Source organism: Kitasatospora sp. NPDC015121 (genome assembly GCF_055562955.1).
In genome coordinates this window covers 137,701-156,555 of the sequence record NZ_JBVHEH010000020.1, presented here as the reverse complement: position 1 = coordinate 156,555, position 18,855 = coordinate 137,701, and the positions used below count along the sequence as shown (strand labels likewise).

Here is an 18,855-nt window from a genome sequence, read left to right as displayed (position 1 = left end):
AGAGGCTGTCGGTGTGGGCGGAGCCGTAGCCGTCCAGCCAGGCCTTCCAGGAGCCGCCGTGGGCGGCCTGGGAGCTGGAGTTGTCGACGACGCCGCTGGAGGTGGTCCAGGGGCTGGCGGTGCCGGTCTCGAAGCCGGGGTTGCCGAGCAGCTGGGCCGGGGTGCAGGTGCCCTGGTTGCTGGTGACGGTCCAGCTGAAGGTGGTGGTGCCGGTCTTGTTGGCGGCGTCCTTGACGGTGACGGTCACCGTGGAGCCGCCGGCCGTGGTGGCGGTGCCGCTGATCACGCCGGTGGAGGCGTTGATGGACAGGCCGGCGGGCAGGCCGGTGGCCGAGTAGCTGAGCGGCGCGGTGCCGCCGGTGGCCTTGATCGGCAGGTTGACGGCGCCGTTCAGGGCGGTCGACTGGTTGCCCGGGTTGGTGACCGTGACGGCCGTGCCGGCCGGCTTGGTCAGCAGGCAGCCGCTGACGTTCAGGTCGATGACCCGGCCGGTGCCCAGGCAGGTGGTGAACCAGTAGGTCTCCTCTCCGTAGCTCTGGCCCTTGGTGGCGGTCGTGGTGCCGTCCGCGGCGACCTCGCACGGGTTGTTGAGCGTGCACATCGCGCCGTCGTCGTTGCCGGTGTTGTTGATGCCGACGACCTTCCGGCTGGTCGCGTCGACGATGGGCGATCCGGAGGTGCCGTGCGTGGTGTTGCAGCCCGCGCTGTAGCGCAGCGAGTCGCGCCAGGTCCACTGGTCCTCGCGCAGGGTTCCGACGAACCCGTTGATCGAGCAGTTCCAGACCTGCTTCCAGTACGAGGAGGGTATGTACATGGCGGATCCGTCGACCGGGTGGGTGTCGCTGATCGTCAGCGCGGTCGCGCCGTACTTGGAGGTGACGGAGGCGAAGGTGTCGGTGAGCTGGTAGAGCGCGACGTCGGTGCCGGTCATCGTCGCGTACAGCACCTTGTCCGCCTGGACGGTGCCGAGCGAGTTCCCGGCGGAGTTCAGCAGGGTGCCGCTGCGGCTGGCGCTCGCGTTCTGGATGACCTGGCCGGCCGACGGCATGGTCGGCAGGCAGTGGCCGTTGGTCAGCATCATCGCCCGGTCGGTGTCCACCGAGCTCGGGTAGCGGACCAGCGCGGCGGAGCAGTTGCTCAGCGCGATGGTGGAGGTCAGGTCACCGGCCTGGACGGCCTGCGCGGGGGCGGCGCCGAGGGTCAGGGCGCCCGCGGCGACCGCGACCGCGCCGAGTGCGGCGGCGGATCTCTTGAACATGGCTCTCCTCGTGGGGGATTGCAGGCGTGTGACCGGTCGGTGCACGCCCGCGCCGGACGAAAGTGCCATGGCCACTTCAATTTGGTCAACAGTGCCGACGGAACTCGCGGGCGGAACACGCGGACGGAACACGGGAACGGACCCCGCCGTCGGCCGCGCCGGACCGACCGCCCCCTGACCCCCCGTCAACCCCGACCCGGCCGGACGGCGTTCGGCGGGGGCCGCGGCGCACCGCCGCCCGGGTGATCGTGCTGGGCCGCACGGGTGGCCGGGGCGGGTCCGGGGCGGAGCGCGCGCGGTGGCGGTGAAGAGTTCGTATCGGCCGACCCGCCGGACGGCGCGCCCGTCGGGGGGGAGCAACGCCCCTCGACCGCGCCGCCGGCACGAACCCGAATCACCGGCACCGCTCCACCCGGGGCGGCGCCCCATGAGGAACCAAGGAGTCGACATGTCCCGCACCCGCAAGTACTTCGCCGTCGTCGCGCTGGCGGCCACCGCCGTCCTCGGCACCGCCGGAGCTGCCTCCGCGTCCGCCGGTGCCCAGGGCGTGGCCGTCGGCTCGCCCGGCGTCCTCTCCGGCAACCTGATCCAGATCCCCGTGCACATCCCGGTCAACGTGTGCGGCAACAGCATCGGCGTGATCAGCGCGCTGAACCCGGCGTTCGGCAACTCCTGCGCCAACATCGGCTGATCCAGCTCCCGTCGACGGGCCCGTGCCACGGCCCGTCCGCAGGACGCGGGCCCCTTCCGGGAACGGGAGGGGCCCGCGCGCGTCCGGTGCCGGGCCGTCAGGGCTGCCGGACGGCGGCCGGGGCGCCGGAGACGAGCTGCCCGGTGGCGGTCAGGGCGAGGCGGGAGAAGAGCGTCCCGGAGAATCCGAAGAGCAGCGCGGTCGCGAGGGCGACGGGCCTGGCCGGCGCGTCCCAGGAGTTCTCCAGGAAGACGTGGCCGAGGAGGCTGAGCTCCGGATCGGCCAGCATCCTGACCAGCAGCAACCCGCCGACCGCGGCGAGCGCCCCGCCCACCGGGGCCAGTACCAGCACGCCCCAGGACGAGGGCCGCTGGGAGCGCATCACCCCGATCAGCGGCGACAGGAACCCGCCCAGCGCGCCGAGCAGCATCGTCGGCCGGTGGTCGAGCGTGGCCCCGATCAGGAACACCGCCCCGAGGCCGGTCGCCGCGAGCCACAGGGCGGTCCGCTGGTGCTCGTACTCGCGCTCCGCCTCGGTGTCCTCCCGGGCGTGCAGTTGCTCGGTGGTGCTGGACAGCAGCGCGGCGGCCTCGGCACCGGTGGTGGCGGCGGCGGCCTGGGTGACGAGTTCCACGGCGAGTTCCGCGTCGCCCGGAACCGCGGAGTCGGCCAACCGCAGTCGCAGCGCGTGCAATTGGGTCGCCACCTCCTCGGTCGGCTGGAGCCGCAGCAGGCGGCGTTCGGCGCCGTGCAGGACCCGCCAGGCGGCGGCCAGCTTCGACAGCGGTATGGCGATCACCCAGGTGCTGGGCCGCACCCGCCAGACCACCCGGTCGGTGTTCTCCAGCTCGTCGAGCTGCGCGGTGGCCGCCGCGATCGACGCCGTGCGGACCGGGTCCCCGGCGGCGCCGACCGCGAGGACCGCCGCCTGCGCCCTCGCCTCCAGGATCCGGCCCTGCAGCTGGCGGTAGCGCGGGGCCGCGATGAGCCCCCGGCTGGTGACGAAGACGATGGTCAGGTAGGAGAGGCAGACCGTCGCCAGGTCCCACCCGCCGTTCGCTGTCACGGCCTGCCACATCGTCGTGCCCCCCGGTGCTTCCCGCGTTCCGTTCCGGCGTACGCCGGCTGCCACCGGGGCCAATCCTCCCGCAGGAGAAGGCCGTTCGGGGCGGATGCGGGCATTCCCGCACCGGGGCCGGCCCGGAGGGGGTAGGGGCGGCGGGCCGCCCTCCGCTCACTCCTCGGCCGTCCGCTCACTCCTCGGCCGTCCGGGGCGGGGCGGCGAGGACCGCCCGGAGCAGTTCGCCGACGGCGGCGGCCCGGCCCGGGTGCGCGGCCATCAGGGCCGCGAGTTCGGCGACAGCCCGGTCGTGCTCTTCCGGGCCGGGTGCCCGCTCCCGGGCTGCGGCGCGCAGGACGGCGGCCGGCCCGGGGTCGACAGCCGACTCGGCGGCCCCGGCCGCGCGGACCGCCGGCTGCGGCCTGCGCGGCGGCGCACCGGGACCGTCGACCGCAGGACCGTCGGCGAGCAGCCCGGCCAGCAGCCAGTGCACCGCGGCGGTCCACGGGGCGTCGTGCACGCTGTCCTCCAGGAAGGCGATCCAGCCGAGCGCCGCCGCGTCGGCGCCCTCCAGTGCGCGCCCGAGGCGGGCGCGCAGGGCCCGGCGGTCGTCCAGCAGGCGGTAGGCGGCCTCGATGCCGTCGCTGCGGACCGCCGCGAGGACGGCCCGGAGGACGGCGGCGACCGGGCTCGCGGCTCCGGAGCCGTCGTGCACGCGCATGTCGGCAAGCGCCTCGTCCGCTTCGGGGGCGAGGAGGTCCTCCGCGTGCTCGGCCAGGTAGGCGGCGGAGGCGAGCCGGTCCTCCTCCGCGACGCTGACCCGGATCCACTCGAGCAGGAGCTGGGGCAGCACGAGCGGCCGGTACACCTCCGCCACCGGCTCCCCGGCCAGCAGGCGCTCCAGCAGCCCGAGGTGACGCAGGACGGATTCACCGAACAGCGCCCACTCGCCCATCGCGGTGCGGGACGCGGCGGCCAGCAGCTCGGGGTGCGCGGTGACGAAGTCGCGGGACTCGATCCAGGTGCCGGTGTTGATCCAGTCCCTGGTCAGCCGGAGGGCGGGCTCCGTGACGTCCAGCCAGCCGGGCGGGCCGGCGGGGGCTCCCGCGTCCGGGCAGTGCCGTACGACGGCCTCACGCAGGGTTGGGTCGGCTTCGACGGCTTTCCGGAGCCGCTGCCGGACCTTGAGGACCGTCTCGACACCGACCGGCTCCGGCCCGGTGAGCAGGGCGCACAGTGCCGCGATGCCGGTGGCGGGGCCGTCGTGGTCCAGCAGGAACAGGGCCCGGTGGAGGGCGATCTCGGCTGCCGACCGCACCGGGCCGGACCACTCCGCGATGGCCTCCTGGTAGCGCTCCAGGGCTTCCCCGGTCCGGCCGACCTCCGCCAGCCGGGTCGCGAGGGTGTTCAGCGCCGAGGTCAGGCCGGGGAGTTGGGCGTCGGGGTCGGCCCGGGCGAGTTCGCGGCGCAGCCGGACGGCCTCCTCGGCCGGGGCCAGCGCCTCCCCCGGCCGTCCTGCCCGCGCCAGTTGATCCGCGAGGGTGTTCAACGCCCTTGCCAGGCCGGGCAGGTGCGCTCCGGGACTGACCCGGGCGAGCTCACGGCACAACCGGACGGCCTCCTCGGCCAGGGGCAGTGCCTCCCCTGTCCGGTCCGCCTCCGCCAACCGGACGGCGAGGGTGTTCAACGCGCTTGCCAGGCCGGGCAGGTGGGCCCCGGGGCCGAGCCGGACGAGTTCGCGGCGCAGCCGGACGGCCTCCTCGGCCGGGGCCAGCGCCTCCTCCGGGCGGCCCGCCTGCGCCAGCAGGACGGCGAGGTTGCTCAAGGCCCGGGCCAGCTCGGGGAGGTGGGCGTCGGGAGCGGCCCGGACGAGTGCGCGGCAGATGGCGACGGCCTCCTCCGCCGGAGCCAGCGCCTCTGGCAGGTGGTCCAGCTCCGCCAGTAGGCTGGCGAGGTTGCCCAGCGTCATCGCCAGGTCGGGGAGGTGCACCTCGGCGTTGAGCCGGACGAGTTCGCGGCGCAGTTGGACGGCCTCCCTGGCCACGGTCAGGGCCTCCGCCCTCTGTCCCGTCTCCGCCAACCGGATGGCGAGGTTGCTCAGGGCGGTGGCCAGGCCGGGCAGGTGGGCCCCGGGGCTGAGCCGGACGAGTTCGCGGCGCAGCCGGACGGCCTCCTCGGCCGGGGCCAGCGCCTCCCGCCCCCGCCCTGCCTCCGGCAGGTGGGTGGCGAGGTTGCTCAGAGCCATCGCCAGGTGGGGGAGGTAGGCCCCGGGATTCGTCCGGGCGAGCTCGCGGTGGACGGCGACGGCCTCTTCGGCCGGTTCCAGCGCCTCCGGCCCGCGCCCCGCCTCCGCCAGGTGGGTGGCGAGGTTGTTCAGCGCGGTGGCCAGGTGGGGGAGGTAGGTGTCGGGGTCGGTCCGGACGAGTGCGCGGCGCAGCCGGACGACCGCTTCCGCCGGGATCAGGGCTTCCTGGCGCCGTCCGGCCTCGGCCAGTCGGACGGCGAGGTTGTTCAGCGCCATCGCCAGGTCGGGGAGGTGCGCCTCGGGATTCGTCCGGGCGAGCTTCTGGTAGGTGGCGATGGCCTCCGCGGTCAGGGGCAGGGCCTCTTGGCGCCGTCCCGCGCCCGCGAGGTGGCTGGCGAGGTTGTTCAACGCCATCGCCAGCATGGGGAGGTGGGCAGCGGGAGCGGCCCGGACGAGTGCGCGGTGGAGGGCGACGGCCTCCTCCGCCGGGGCGACGGCCTCCTGGTGGCGGCCCAGTCCCGCCAGCCGGCCCGCGAGGTTGTTCAGGGCCCGGGCCAGCTCGGGGAGGTGGGCGTCGGGATTGCCGCGGACGAGTGCGCGGCACAGCCGGACGGCCTCCTCGACCAGCGGTAGCGCCTCCCCTCGTCGCCCGAGCTTCGCCCGCTGGTCGGCGAGGTTGTTCAGGGCCCGGGCCAGCTCGGGGCGGTAGGCGTCGGGGTCGGCCCGGACGAGTGCGCGGTAGACGGTGACAGCCTCCTCCGCCGGGACGGCGGCCTCCTGGTGACGGCCCAGTTCCGCCAGCCGGATGGCGAGGTTGTGCAGGGCCGCAGCCAGGACCGGCGAGTGGGCGTCGGGGTCCGTTCGGACCAGCTCGCGGCAGATGGCGACGGCCTCCTCGACCGCGGCCAGTGCTTCCTGGCGCCGTCCCGCGCCCTTCCAGCGGGCGGAGGAGTCGTTCAGCACCACGGCCAGCTCGGGGAGGTGGGTGCCGGGGTCGGCCCGGACGAGTCGCCGCAGCGCGGTGATGCCGGGCTGGTCGGCGACCACGGCGTGGTACCGCAGATACCGCCGCAGGTAGGGGTTGGCCTGGTCGGGGTGAGCCCCGTCCTGGGTCTGGGCGAGGGTGAGGTCGACCAAGGCGTCGACGATGGCGGACGGGGCGGGTCCGGCGCGTCGGCCGGTGGCCGCGGTGCGCAGGTGGGTGACGAGTTCGCGGTGGTAGAGCCGGTAGACGGCCTGGGTCCCGTCGCCGTCCTCGACGATGTAGCGGCCGTAGTGCTGCAGGAGCCAGTCGACGTCGTCCGGGTCGTAGACGGTGTCGTCGTCGCGGAGGGCGGTGGCGGCGGCCTGCCAGACGCCGTGGGCGGGCATGCCGTTGCCGGCGGCCCAGGCGAGGGCGGTGAGCAGGTCGAGGGCGGCGTGCGGGAGTCGGCGGCCCTCGCGGTGCCGGGCGGGGACGGCGGCGAGGTCGAGGGTGAGGGCCTCGGTGATGCCGGAGGGGACCAGGTCCCGCCAGGGGCGGTCGGGGTCGGTGGCGAGGGTGCGGGCGAGGTGGGAGGCGACGATCCGGGCGAAGAGGAATCCGCCGCCGGCGGTGCCGGCCCGTTGGGCGAGGACGGGGGCGATCTCGGCGGCGGTCCGTTCCGGGACGCGGTCGGCGTGGAGGCGGCGGCGGACGTAGGCGGTGATGTCGGCGGTGGTGTCGCCATCGAGGTCGAGGTCGAGGACCTGAACGGCGGCGCCCGCGGTACGGGTGAGGGCGGCGGCCAGGGTCTCGCCGGGCTTCTGGTGGGGGCGGAAGGGGCGGTCCCGGGAGGCGAGCAGCACGGTGCACAGGCGGCTGAGGTGGACGAGGAGTTGCTCGACGATCGGGGTGGCCTGGCCGGGGGCGGCTTCGTCGAGGCCGTCGAGGACCAGGACGTGGCGGCGGCCGAGACCGGTGCCGGCGCGTTCGAGGTGGGCGATCAGGTCGGCGGGGGTCTTGGGGGCGGGCAGGCCCAGGCGGTGGGCGAGGGCGTCGGCGACGGCCTGGACGTCCATGCCGCGCAGGTGGACGGCGGCGTCGACGCTGTTCTCGCCCGGGTCGGGATCGTCGGCGGTGAGGGGGGCGTGCCGCTGGAGGGCGCTCCGTTCGGCGGGGTCGGAGAGGGCGGCGATGCGGCCCGCGACGGCGGACTTGCCGGCGCCGGCCCGGCCGGTGAGCAGCAGCAGGCCGGCGGCGCCGGTGCGGAGGCGGTCGGTGATCGCGCGCAGGGCGCGGCGGCGGCCGGTGAAGAACCAGCCTTCCTCGGTGGGGTCGATGCCGCGGGCGGCGAGCACCAGGTGTTCGACCAGCGCCTCGCCGGAGGAGGGGCGCCAGCGGGGGTTGCGGAAGATCGGGGCGGGTTGGCCGGCGGAGGCGCGGACGGGGGTCTGGCCGCTGTCGGACATCTCCTCGATGGCGGCCAGTGCCAGGGTCTCGCCGGTGACGCCCTCGTTGCGCACGCTCCACTCGTGGCGGTAGCCGCCGGTGCGGCCGGGCCCGTCGCGCAGCAGTCCCAGGACGGTCTCCAGGAGCGCTCCGCGGCCTCCGACGGCCCGTTCCCGGGTCCGGCAGGCGGCGAGCACGCCGATCCAGGCGGTGCGGGGGGCGGGCAGGGTGTGGTCGTCCCAGCTGTTGAGCGCGTGGTTGACGGCGGTGAGCGTGCCGGCGCCGGAGTGGCAGGTGTCGAGGAGGACCAGGATCTGGTCGGCGCGGCTGTCGAGGGCTTGGCCGACGAGGTGCTCCGGGGAGTAGGAGCGGTCCTTGTTGGCGCTGCCCTTCGGGGTGGCGTGGGTGACGAGCCGCAGGTCGCGGGCGTTGTCGAGTTCGGCGTGGCCGGACCAGGCGACGACGGCCGGGCCGTGCCGCCCCTGCCGGGCCCAGGCGGCGGACCAGTCGGTGAGGGCGTCGACCAGGGCACCCTGGGCGGGGTTCACCAGGACGGTCGGCTGGTAGCCGAACCCGGCGAGGGCGGCGGCGAGTTCGTCCACCTGCCGAACCGCGCCCGGGAGCGGGGTGAACTCCGGTGCCCGGTAGTCGTCGTACACCACTGCCAGGAAGGTACCCCCGGTCGGCGGGGTGGCGTCGGGCAGCGCGTCGGCGGCCTCGGCGGGGGTGTGCGGAGCGGCGTCGGAAGCCGTGTCGGGGGTCGTGTTCCGCTCGGTCATGCATCGCCTTCGAGGACGAGGGTCAGGGTGGTCACGGCGGCGGCCGGGTCGCCGGCGGCGTGCAGGGAGACCGCGTACGCGCCCGGGACGAGGTCGGGGAAGGCGGTGGCGTAGTGGCCGCCGCCGAGGTTGCGCAGGGTGCGGGCGGTCACGGTGGCACCGTGCTCGTCGGTGACGGCGGCCAGGACCGCGAGTTCGTCCGCGCCGTCCCGACCGGTGGCGGCCTCGGCCCGGACGTGCAACGGTTCGCCCGCCGCCAGGTACTCGGGGGTTCGGACGCCCAGCGGGTGGGTGGGCCGGGAGCCGCGGTAGACGGCCGGGGCGGGGGCGAGCCAGTCGTACAGGTCCTCGCGGACGCCGGGGTGGCTCTTGATCGCGCCGTGGTTGGCGAAGGACGAGCGCGCGGTCGTGGTGTCGCCGGGCGCGAGTTCGGCGGGGTGGGCGGCGAAGCGCGGGACCCTGCCGTCGCCGCCCTCGTCCGTGCCCTCGATGGTGTCGAGCGGTTCCAGCCGGCCGTCCCGGACGGTGGCGGTGGCGGGGGTCGGCTGGCGGACTCCGACTACCGGCAGGCAGAGCCGGTCCGAGCCGCCCCGCGCCACCCGGTGCAGGGCGGCGTCGCGGATCTCCTGGTGGAACCGGCCGGCGTCCGCCAGCAGGGCGGGGTCGACGCCCGCCAGTGCGGTGGGCGACTCCTGCGGGTGGCGCAGGCCCCGGGGGCTTTCCAGGCAGGCGTAGACAGGCGCGAGTTGATGCAGGGAGGGCAGGCTGCGGCTGAAGGCGGTGAGGTCCGCCGCCAGCGGGCCGAGGCCGATCCGGTGCCCGTTGACCAGGGACTCCAGGGCTCCGATCGATCCGCGGTGCGGGGTGCCGAGGGTGATGAGCTGGCGCGTGACCTCGGCGCCGCCGAGGCACTCCGTCCAGTAGCGGCCGACCAGGCCGCCCATCGAGTGACAGATCAGGCGCACTTTCGCCTCGGCCCGGTGCGGGGCCGTGGCCCGCCAACGTCCGAGCGCCACGTCGACCAGGGCAGCCAGTCGGCCGGCGTTATAGCGGCACGACAGCCGCCAGTCGTAGGCGAACGGGACCAGGTTGACCGGGGCGTCGGGTCGGTCGCCGGGCAGTGCGCGACGCAGGGTGAAGGTGCGTTCCAGCCAGTCGAGCAGGTCGCCGTAGCCGTTGACCAGCGGCCACACGCCGGGGAGCGCGTGCAGGGACGGCACGAGCCCGGTCGGGACGACGCCGTCGCCGGGGTGTGCGTCACCGATGTCCCCGGGGAGCCGCAGGGCTTTCACGGAACCGGCGAACGTGCCGATGGCCCGGCGGAGGGCACCCGGGGAGGGGCCCCACACCTCCCGGCCGTCCACCGCCAGCCGACTGCCCGTGATCCCCGGGACCACGACCACCAGGTCCTCGACCCGCTCACGTCGCACCGCTCCCCCTCCCCCGGCCGGCGCCGTCCGTCGCGCCGTCCGCCCGGCGCGCGGCGCCCCGGGCCGGAACTCCCCTTCCTACCGGAACGACCGGCCGACCGGTCGTCGTTCGGCGAAATGACCACCTGGGCGGGGGGTCCCGCGGACTTCCGGGGGCGGGAGTCCGCGCCCGCGTGCCGACAAGTCCCTTCCGCCGGAACCGCGTTCGGCCCGGGCCGGGCGGGGCGGTCAGCGCACCACCCGGTAGCGGAGGCGGACGGTGCGCGGGCCGACGTTGCGGTTCTCGACGAGTTCGAGGTCGACGCGGCGTTCGGCGCGGGGGAAGAACGGGATGCCGCCGCCGACCAGCACCGGCAGGACCGTGGCCCGGTACTCGTCGATCAGACCGAGGGCGGCGGCCTCGGCGGCGAGGGTCGCGCCGCCGATCGCGATGTCGCCGTCGCCGGGTGCGGCGCGCAGCCGGGCGATCTCCTCGGCCAGGCCGCCGTCGGCCGGGCGGGCGTTGCCCCGGAAGGCGGTCAGGGTGCGGGAGAAGACCACCTTGGGGAGGGCCTTCCAGATCGTGGCGAACTCCTGGGTGGAGAAGTCGAGTTCCGGGTCCTGGTCGGCGTCCTCCCAGTACAGCATCGTCTCGTACAGCCGCCGCCCCAGCAGGTGGACGTCGAGCCCCCGGACCTCCTCGGTGGCGAGCCGGAAGACCTCCGCGTCGGGGGCGGTCCAGGTGAAGCCGCCGTCCGGTCCGACGATGTAGCCGTCGAGCGAGACGTTCATCGAGTAGGTCACGCTGCGCATCGCGCCGGTCCTCCTTGTCGCCGGGTTCCGACCCTACGGGCGCGGGGCGGTGGGCCAGGGACCGACACGCCCCAAGTGGGTTCGCGGTCAAGGCCGTTCGCCGGTGCGCGGATCTGCGGCGACGCCCGGGGGGCGCCGGGCGCATAGCATCGGGCGGTCAGTGCCGTCCCGTCGTCCAGGAAGTCCCCGTGATGCGATTCGATCTCGCCGCCACCGCCCTGCCCGCCGAATCGCCCGGGCTGGCCCGGCTGGCCGAGGAGTCCGGGGCCGACCGGATCTGGCTCGCGGAGACCTCGCACGACCCGTTCCTGCAGCTGGCCCGGGCGGCGGACCGGACCGGGCGGATCGGGCTGGCCACCGGGGTGGCGGTTGCGCTGGCCCGGACCCCGATGGTGCTGGCGTACCAGGCGTGGGGGCTGCACGAGAGCTCCGGCGGGCGGGCCGCGATCGGCCTCGGGACGCAGATCAAGCCGCACGTGGTGCGCCGGTTCGGCATGCCGTGGGACCGGCCGGCCGCCCGGATGCGGGAGTACGTGGCGGCGGTCCGGGCGGTCTGGCACAGCTGGCAGACCGGTGAACGGCTGGCGTTCCGGGGCGAGTTCTACCGGCACACGCTGATGACGCCGGTGTTCGCGCCCGACCCGCTGCCGTACGGCCCGCCGCCGCTGCTGCTGGCCGGGGTCGGGCCGCTGATGACCGCCGCCGCCGGGTCCGTCGCGGACGGGTTCCTGGCCCACCCGTTCTGCACGCCGCGGCACTTGGCCGAGCGGGTGCTGCCCGGCGTCCGGGCGGCCCGGGCGGGGGCGGAGGCGGCGGGCGAGCCGTGGACCGCCCGCCCGTTCGAGGTGGTCGCCAACGTGCTGGTGGCCACCGGCCGGGACGAGCCCGAGTACCTGGCCAACCTGCGCCTGGTCCGGGAGCGGCTCGCCTTCTACGCCTCCACCCCCGCCTACCGCCCGGTCCTGGAGACCCACGGCTGGGGCGGCCTCCAGGAGGAGCTGCACCGGCTCTCCACCCGGGGCCGCTGGCAGGAGATGGGCGAGGCCCTGGACGACACCGTCCTGCGCGCCTTCGCCGTCACCGGCACGCCCGCCGAGGCCGCCCGCGAACTGCGCTACCGCTACGGCCCGTTGGCCGACCGCCTCTGCCTGACCGTCCCGGACGGCACCGACCCGGCGCCGCTGCTGGAGACCCTGGCGGCGGCCCGGGCGCTGGACTGATCCGCCACGGGCCCGCCGGCCCGCCACGGGTCAGCCGCGCGGGAGGACCAGTGACTGCACCTCGGGCAGGTGCCGCCAGTCGGCGGAGACCAGGGACGCGTGCGCCGCGGCCAGTTGGACGGTCCGCGCCCGGGCCTGCTCGGCCGTCGGGTCGGTGGCGCTGATCGCCGGGGCGACGTTCTGCGCGTCGGTCATCGTCAGCAGGTAGTGGCGCTGGTCGTACCACGCGGTGTCGACGCCGTTCAGGTACGCGGCGGCGTCGCCGTCGAAGACCACGAACCAGGGGCGGATCGTGGCCTCCGGGTACGCGCCGCGCGGGTCGCCCGGGGCGGCGCCGTGCACGGCGGGGAAGACCCGCGCCTCGCCGATCCGGCCGGCGGCGGCCAGGTCGCGCAGGTGGCGGGCCTCCTCGACGTCGGTGTGCAGGGTGTCGAAGGGGTTGCCCTCCTCGACCGTGCCGGGGATCGCGTACACCAGGGCGCGCCCGGCCAGCGCGGCCCGGCTCGGCCAGTTGCCCGCCCGGGCGGCGTCGTCGAGCGTGGCGTAGCTGCCGCCGCCGGGCTTGGCCAGCAGGTCGGCCGGACGGAAGGCGGCGGCGCCGAGGTGGGCGGCGATCAGCGCGTCCAACTGGGCCGGGCCCATGCCCAGGTTGGCCGCGTACCCGCCCTTGAGTTCCAGCTTGATCGTGAGCGGTCCGGCCGCCGGGTGCGCGGCCAGCCAGACCCGGACGTCGTCGAGGCAGTGCTCCAGGTTCTTGTTGGTCCCGCCGCCGTACAGCTGCGCCGGGGTGGTGGCGGCGACGCAGTTGTTGCCGTTGCCGAGCGGGTTGGAGTGGCTGACCTTCCACTCCCTGGTGACGGTATCGGTCCACACGTCCAGCTCGATCATCGCGGTACCGGTGTCCAACGCCTGGGCGAGGTAGCCGAAGGCGCCCGGGTCGTACGTGTTGTGCAGCCCCACCCCGGTGCTCCCGGCGAACGGCCGGTCCCCGGCCGTCCCCGCGCCGGCGGCCGCCCCCCACGGCACGGGCCCGAGGAGGGCGGCGGCGAGCACCGCCCCGGTGACGGCGGAACGGGCTGCGGTGCGACGGACGTTCATGCGGTCCCCCTGGACGGTCGGTCGTTCGGTCGGACGGCCGGCGCGGGCTGACGGCCGGTCAGCGAACAGGATGGCCCATCCGGGGGGTCCTTGAGGTGACATGACAACAAAGCCCGGACGAAACCGGCACGGCGGTCGGGGGACGGTCGGGGCGTCCGACGGGGGCGGTCGGCGGGAGGGAGCCGCCTCAGCGGGCCGGGCGCCACATGGTGGTGACGACGTGGCCGGTGGCGGTGGTGATCTCCTCGCGCGGGATGAAGCCGACGCTGCGGTAGCGGGCGAGGTTGGCGGGGTTGGAGGACTCCAGGTAGGCCGGGGCGCCGAGGGCGTCGATCCGCTCCAGGCTGCGGGCGAGCAGGCCCATGCCGAGGCCCTTGCCGCGGTGGTCGGCGTGGACGCCGAGCAGGGTGAGGTAGTAGCAGGGCACGCCGGGGTGGGCGGCCTCCAGCTGGTCGTAGACGGCGAGGATGGCCCGGGCCGCCTCCGGTCCCGCCGCCGTGGTGAGCAGTTCCGGCAGCTCCTCGGCCTCGCGTGCGGTGAGTTCGGTGCCGCCGGGCGGGATCCACACGGCGACGGCCTCCGCGCCGGGGGTGACCAGGGTCCAGGGGTAACGCAGGGCGGAGGTCGCGTACAGCCGCCACATCGCGGCGGCCTGCCGGGCGCGCCGGGACGGGTCGGGGAAGGCCGGGCCCCAGAGCGGGTCGTGGAAGAAGGCGCTGGTCAGGGTGGAGACCACGGCGTCGAGGTCGGCGGGAATGGCGGGCCGGGCGGGGCCGGGCCGGTCGTTGCTGGTCACCGCCGCACCGTAGCCGGACGGGGCGGTCCGGCGCTCGACGGAATCCGTCGCGGTCGGCCGTCGCCGCGACGGCACGGCGTGCGGCACCGCGACGGCGCGACGTGCGGCGGGCGGCGGCGCGCGGCGGGCGTCCAGCCGATTCTCAGAGGATTCTCATAGCTTTCCGAGCTTGGCGCGGGAGATGACGCCGCGTCAGAATTGTCGGCGCTCCATCAAGCAAGGCAGCGCCACCCTCCGCCGCCGGGAGCTCCCCCCGTCCGTTCGAGGTTCTGTCCCACACGAGGAGTCGTCATGTCCGAAGAGCTGTCCCGGCTCGCCGAGCGCGCCCGTCCCACCGTCCACGGTCTGGCCCGCATCGCGGTGTCGCTGCTGTTCGCCTGCCACGGGGCGGCGACCCTGTTCGGCGTCCTCGGCGGCGCGCACGGCAAGGCGCCGGAGGTCGGCGAGTGGCCCGGCTGGTGGGCCGCGCTGATCCAGCTGGTGGGCGGCGCCCTGGTGCTGGTCGGGATCGCCGTCCGGCCGGCGGCGCTGATCTGCTCGGGGTCGATGGCGTACGCCTACTTCAGCGTGCACCAGGAGCACGCGCTGTGGCCGATCCAGAACGGGGGCGAGGCGTCCGCGATGTTCTGCTGGGCGTTCCTGCTGATCGCCGCCGTCGGGCCGGGCGGGCTCGCGCTGGGCGGGCTGCTGCGGCGGCGGCCGGTGCGGCAGCCCGCCGTCGCCTGACCCGCGGGCCCCGGGCCACGGGCCACCGGCCCCCCGCCCGCGGCTCGGCCCCGGGCGGGGGGCCGAGCCGTGGGCCTCTGCCCGGCCACCCCGCCCGGTCGGACCGTCAGCCGGGGTCGGGATCGGGGTCGGGGTCGGGATCGGCGGGGACGGTGACCACCGGGCAGGGCGCGCCGCGCACCAGGCCGCGCGGGACGGAGCCGAGCCGCAGGCCGGTGAGGCCGCCCCGGCCGTGGCGGCCGACCACGACGGCCAGCGCGTGGGCGGAGACCCGGACGAGTTCCTCGACGGGGTCGCCCGCGAGGACCTCGTGGGTGAGGTCGAGGTCGGGCTCGTCGGCGGCGCAGCCCGCGGTGGCTTCGAACAGCCGCCGCCGGACCTCCGGTTCGTCCTCCAGCGGCTCGAACGGCCGCACGGGGGTGCGCCGGACCCAGACGGCGCGCAGCGCCGCGCCCCGGCGGGCGGCCAGGTCGGCGGCGAAGCGCACCGCGCGGCCGCAGTCCGGTGAGCCGTCGACGCCGACGACCACGTACGGCGGCTGGTGGGTGGTGTGCTCGGGCTTGCGCACGACGGCCACCGGGCAGCGGGCCTGGGCGCTGACCGGAACGGTCACCGAGTAGCGGCTCAGCACCTCGGCCAGGCGGCCCAGCCGGCGGGTGCCCAGCACCACCAGCGCGGCCCGTTCGGACTCCGCGCACAGCACCGGGGCCGGGGCGCCGTCCCGCAGGACCGGCTCGGGGCGCAGCCCGGGGTGGCGTTCGGCCACGATGCCCCCGGCCTTCTCCAGCGCGGCGCTCCCGGCCTCGCGCAGGGACTGCAGGTAGCCGGGGCCGTCGCCGCGCCGGTCGCGGGGCTCGTCGGGGACGGCGTGCACCAGCCGCAGCGGCAGTCCGCGCCGTTCGGCCTGGTCGGCGGCCCAGCCGACGACCACGGGGCTGACCTGCCGGGCGTCGACGCCCAGCACGATCGGGCGGGGTCCGGTGAGCGACGTCATGGCTCCTCCACCGCTGCGGCGGCCGTTGTCCGGTGACGGCCGGATCACCTCCCACGGTAGGCGGGCCCGCCGGACCCGGCGAGGGCCGACCGGCCCGTTCCGGGGGCGGGACCGTCGGTCCCCGGAGTCGGCCCCGGCGGCCCTACGCCGCCGGGCACCAGCGGGCGAGGCTGGGGGCACGGCAGCGGGAGCGACCGGAGCGAGGAGGGAACCGCCATGCAGGGTGTGCGGGAGCGGGACGCACGGGAACGGGACGTGCGGGAGGAGGGCGTGGTGACGCGGCGGATCGTGGTCGGGGTGGACGGGTCGCCGGCCTCGGTCGACGCGTTGCGCTGGGCCGTCGGGCAGGCGCACCCGGTCGGGGCGGCCGTCGAGGCGGTGACCGCCTGGCAGCACGCGGCGGCGCCGGGCTGGGGCGGGCACCCCGGCGAGGAGGGGTTCGGCGCCGGCGTGGCGCGCAGGACGCTGGACGGCGCGGTCGCCGAGGTGTCCGACCCCGGGCGGCCGGTCTGGTTCGCCACCCGGGTGGTGCGGGGCGACGCGGTCGAGGCGCTGCCGGCCGCGGCGCGCGGCGCCGAGCTGCTGGTGGTCGGGAGTCGCGGCCTGGGCGGACCGGCCGGGACGCTGCTGGGGTCGGTCGGCCGGAAGTGCGTCCAGCACGCGCCGTGCCCGGTGGTCGTGGTCCGCCACGCCCCGGACCGGGCGGGTGCCCGGTGATCCGCGACCGTGCGGCCGGCAGCGGGACGCTGCGGCACCGGAGGGTGGGCGAGCTGATGACCCGCCCGGTGGTGAGCGTGCGGCCCGGGACGGGCTTCAAGGAGATCGTCCGGCTGCTCGCCGCGCACGACATCACGGCGGTGCCCGTGCTGGACGCCGAGGACCGGCCGCTGGGGATCGTCTCCGAGGCGGACCTGCTGCTCAACGAGTGCGCGCGCGAGGACCCGTCCGGTCTGATCCTCGCGCCGCGCCTCTCCCCCGGGCAGGCGGCCCGCAGCCGGGCCGCCACCGCGGAGGGGCTGATGAGCCGGCCGGCGCTGTGCTGCCGGCCGGAGTGGACGGCCGTCGAGGTGGCCCGCCGGATGCGGGACGGGCACCTCAAGCGGCTCCCGGTCGTCGACGAGGCCGGGCGGCTGATCGGCATCGTCAGCCGGAGCGACCTGCTGCGGCTCTTCCTGCGGCCGGACCGGGCGATCCGGGAGGAGATCCGGCACGACCTGCTGGACCGGACGCTGGGCCTCGCCCCGGACGCCCTGGACGTCACCGTCGCGGAGGGCCGGGTCACGCTGGCCGGGACGGTGGAGCGGCGCGGCCTGGTCGAGGTCCTGGAACGCCTGTGCCGGGGCGTGGACGGGGTCGTGGACGTCACCGTGCTGGTCGACCACCGCGAGGAGGACGCGGCGCGCCCGGCCTCGGGGCGGTGAGCGGCCGCCCCTCCCAGGTCGCTCACCGCCCGGCGGCTCCTCGGCCGGGAGCGCGGTCGGCCGGGAGCGCGGTCAGCCGGCGGCGGTCGCCAGGGCGTGCCGGCGGCCTCGGGTGCGGGGGCGCGGGCGGCCGGTGCGGTCCGGGGCCCGGATGAAGGTGAGGGCGAGCACGAACATCAGGGTCGCCGCGATCGAGTCCAGCCAGTAGTGGTTGGCCGTGCCGACTATCACGGTCAGGGTGACCAGCGGGTGCAGCAGCCACAGCCAGCGCCAGCGCGAGCGGGTGGCGGTGATCAGGCCGATCGCCACCATCAGCGCCCAGCCGAAGTGCAGCGAGGGCATCGCGGCGAACTGGTTGGAGAGGTGGTCGGCGCTCGGCGGGCCGTACACCGAGGGTCCGTAGAGGCGGGCGGTGTCCTGGAGGCCGGTGGACGCCAGCATCCGCGGCGGGGCCAGCGGGAAGGCGAACGGCAGCACCAGCGCGACCGAGGTGACGGCGGCCAGCACCCGGCGCGACCAGAGGTAGTGGGCGGGGCGGCGGACGTACAGCCAGACCAGGAAGAGCACCGTCGCGGGGAAGTGCACGGTCGCGTAGTAGGTGTTCGCCAGGTGCACCACCGTGCCGCTGTGCAGCAGCAGCGACTGCACGCCGCCCTCGCCGGGGAGGTGGGCGGCGCGTTCCAGGTCCCAGACCCGGTCGGCGTTGTGGAAGGCGGCGGTGGTGTGGCCGATGGCCAGGCGGCGGCCGAGCTTGTAGACCAGGAACAACCCCGCCACCAGCAGCAGCTCCCGTACCAGCGGCGGCCGGGCCGCCGCCGTTCGCGCTCCCGCCCGGGGTTCGGCGGGTTCCGTTCGGACGTGCACCCTGCCCCCTCCGTCCCGGGCGCGCCGCTTGGACGGGGCCCCGGTCTGTCGATACGCTGACGTATCGATACGTGAACGTATCGATGGTTTGTGCATCGTACATTCGTCCTTCACCGCACCGACCCGACGGGGACGGCATGACGCCACCGAACGCCCCCCGCCCGGACGCCGCCTCCTCCCGGTCGAAGATCAGCTCCGAGCGCGAGCGGGAGTTCTTCGAGGCGGTGCTGGACGAGGTCCGCACCCACGGCTACCAGGCCGTCACCATGGAGGGCGTGGCCGCCCGCACCCGGTGCGGCAAGTCGACGCTGTACCGGCGGTGGGGCAGCAAGGCCCGGTTCGTCGCGGCCGCCCTGCGGGCCGGGCGGCAGCCGCGCTGCGCGGGGATCGACACCGGCTCGCTGGCCGGCGACCTGCGCCGGGCGGCGGCGGCCGCCGGGGCCTGGTCCGAGCACGACACCGCCCTGCTGCAGGCCCTCGGCTACGCGGTGATGACCGACAGCGACCTGCGGGACGCGGTGCGGGAGACGGTGATCGCCCCCGAGGTCGCGGCGCTGGAGGACGTCCTGCGGCGCGGCGTGCGGCGCGGCGAGGTGGCCGCCGACCACCCGGCCCTGGAGTTCGTACCGGGGATGATCTTCGGCATGACCCGGATCAGGCCGCTGGTCTCCGGCCGACCCGCCGACGCGGAGTACCTGGCGCGGTACGTGGAGGCCGCCGTCCTGCCCGCGCTCGGCCTGGCCTGACCGGCCCGTTCCCCTCCCCCGCCCGGCCGTACACATTCCGGCCGGGAAATTCACATTCGCCTTTACCCGGCGCGCGTTGACAGGTTCCGGGTAGATCCGCATAGAGTGGGCGAGCCGACGGGAAAAGGGGGTAGCCGTGACCGGCGCAGCAGAACGCGCATTTCACCGGATTCGAAGCACGGCCGCTCCGCTCGGCACCGGGCAGGGCCGCCGGCCCGTCCGCCGTTCCTGTTGTCGCACGTACTGAAGAGCCCTGACGCTGCGGGCTCTTGACGACCCACACCTGCTCTGAGCAGGGATTTTCCTTCCTGGCGCGCCGTGCACC

At 75.8% G+C, this 18,855-nt stretch carries 15 protein-coding genes; 6 read left to right on the top strand and 9 right to left on the bottom strand.

Annotated features, from left to right (window positions below):
• Positions 1–1,258: putative Ig domain-containing protein (locus ACZ3J7_RS28140; protein WP_465625781.1), on the bottom strand; the 1,258-nt coding region annotated here is incomplete at its 3' end.
• A gap of 448 nt (positions 1,259–1,706) precedes the next feature.
• On the opposite strand from ACZ3J7_RS28140, the gene ACZ3J7_RS28135 reads away from it, so the two are divergent.
• Positions 1,707–1,949, top strand: coding sequence for a chaplin (locus ACZ3J7_RS28135; RefSeq protein ID WP_465625779.1), 243 nt, complete (start codon positions 1,707–1,709; stop codon positions 1,947–1,949).
• A 97-nt stretch (positions 1,950–2,046) separates the two neighbouring features.
• Here the strand turns inward: ACZ3J7_RS28135 and ACZ3J7_RS28130 are convergent, their stop codons facing one another.
• The 4 genes from ACZ3J7_RS28130 to ACZ3J7_RS28115 form a co-directional block, all read right to left on the bottom strand.
• Positions 2,047–3,015 carry a hypothetical protein gene (locus ACZ3J7_RS28130; RefSeq protein ID WP_465625777.1) on the bottom strand — a complete coding sequence of 323 codons (969 nt, stop codon included), beginning with the start codon at positions 3,013–3,015 and terminating at the stop codon, positions 2,047–2,049.
• A gap of 187 nt (positions 3,016–3,202) precedes the next feature.
• Positions 3,203–8,443: a tetratricopeptide repeat protein gene (locus ACZ3J7_RS28125; RefSeq protein ID WP_465625775.1), complete on the bottom strand. Its 5,241-nt coding sequence runs from the start codon at positions 8,441–8,443 to the stop codon at positions 3,203–3,205.
• A complete protein-coding gene (locus ACZ3J7_RS28120) occupies positions 8,440–9,873 on the bottom strand; it encodes an esterase/lipase family protein (RefSeq protein WP_465625773.1) in 1,434 nt (477 codons plus the stop codon). Before ACZ3J7_RS28120 ends, ACZ3J7_RS28125 begins: the two co-directional genes overlap by 4 nt.
• 228 nt (positions 9,874–10,101) lie before the next feature.
• On the bottom strand, positions 10,102–10,665 hold the full coding sequence (locus ACZ3J7_RS28115) for a dihydrofolate reductase family protein (protein ID WP_465625771.1): 564 nt from the start codon (positions 10,663–10,665) through the stop codon (positions 10,102–10,104).
• A gap of 191 nt (positions 10,666–10,856) precedes the next feature.
• Here ACZ3J7_RS28115 and ACZ3J7_RS28110 point away from each other — a divergent pair, with 191 nt between their 5' ends.
• Positions 10,857–11,885, top strand: coding sequence for a TIGR03617 family F420-dependent LLM class oxidoreductase (locus tag ACZ3J7_RS28110; protein WP_465625798.1), 1,029 nt, complete (start codon positions 10,857–10,859; stop codon positions 11,883–11,885).
• A 30-nt stretch (positions 11,886–11,915) separates the two neighbouring features.
• On the opposite strand, the gene ACZ3J7_RS28105 is transcribed toward ACZ3J7_RS28110, so the two are convergent.
• Positions 11,916–12,983: a phosphatidylinositol-specific phospholipase C domain-containing protein gene (locus tag ACZ3J7_RS28105; protein ID WP_465625769.1), complete on the bottom strand. Its 1,068-nt coding sequence runs from the start codon at positions 12,981–12,983 to the stop codon at positions 11,916–11,918.
• 187 nt (positions 12,984–13,170) lie between these two features.
• Positions 13,171–13,779: a GNAT family N-acetyltransferase gene (locus tag ACZ3J7_RS28100; protein ID WP_465625767.1), complete on the bottom strand. Its 609-nt coding sequence runs from the start codon at positions 13,777–13,779 to the stop codon at positions 13,171–13,173.
• A 291-nt stretch (positions 13,780–14,070) separates the two neighbouring features.
• Between ACZ3J7_RS28100 and ACZ3J7_RS28095 the strand changes: the two genes are divergently transcribed.
• Positions 14,071–14,505 (top strand): DoxX family protein, encoded by a 435-nt coding sequence (locus ACZ3J7_RS28095; protein WP_465625765.1) that lies wholly within the window; start codon positions 14,071–14,073, stop codon positions 14,503–14,505.
• A gap of 106 nt (positions 14,506–14,611) precedes the next feature.
• On the opposite strand, the gene ACZ3J7_RS28090 is transcribed toward ACZ3J7_RS28095, so the two are convergent.
• On the bottom strand, positions 14,612–15,499 hold the full coding sequence (locus ACZ3J7_RS28090) for a universal stress protein (RefSeq protein WP_465625763.1): 888 nt from the start codon (positions 15,497–15,499) through the stop codon (positions 14,612–14,614).
• 216 nt (positions 15,500–15,715) lie between these two features.
• Between ACZ3J7_RS28090 and ACZ3J7_RS28085 the strand changes: the two genes are divergently transcribed.
• Positions 15,716–16,216, top strand: coding sequence for a universal stress protein (locus ACZ3J7_RS28085; protein ID WP_465625761.1), 501 nt, complete (start codon positions 15,716–15,718; stop codon positions 16,214–16,216).
• Positions 16,217–16,245: 29 nt separating this feature from the next.
• Positions 16,246–16,920, top strand: coding sequence for a CBS domain-containing protein (locus tag ACZ3J7_RS28080; RefSeq protein WP_465625796.1), 675 nt, complete (start codon positions 16,246–16,248; stop codon positions 16,918–16,920).
• A gap of 72 nt (positions 16,921–16,992) precedes the next feature.
• Here the strand turns inward: ACZ3J7_RS28080 and ACZ3J7_RS28075 are convergent, their stop codons facing one another.
• Positions 16,993–17,784, bottom strand: a complete 792-nt coding sequence (locus ACZ3J7_RS28075; protein ID WP_465625759.1) for a phosphatase PAP2 family protein — start codon at positions 17,782–17,784, stop codon at positions 16,993–16,995.
• 137 nt (positions 17,785–17,921) lie between these two features.
• On the opposite strand from ACZ3J7_RS28075, the gene ACZ3J7_RS28070 reads away from it, so the two are divergent.
• Complete coding sequence (locus ACZ3J7_RS28070) at positions 17,922–18,530, top strand: TetR/AcrR family transcriptional regulator (protein ID WP_465625758.1); 609 nt, start codon at positions 17,922–17,924, stop codon at positions 18,528–18,530.
• Positions 18,531–18,855 lie beyond the last annotated feature (325 nt).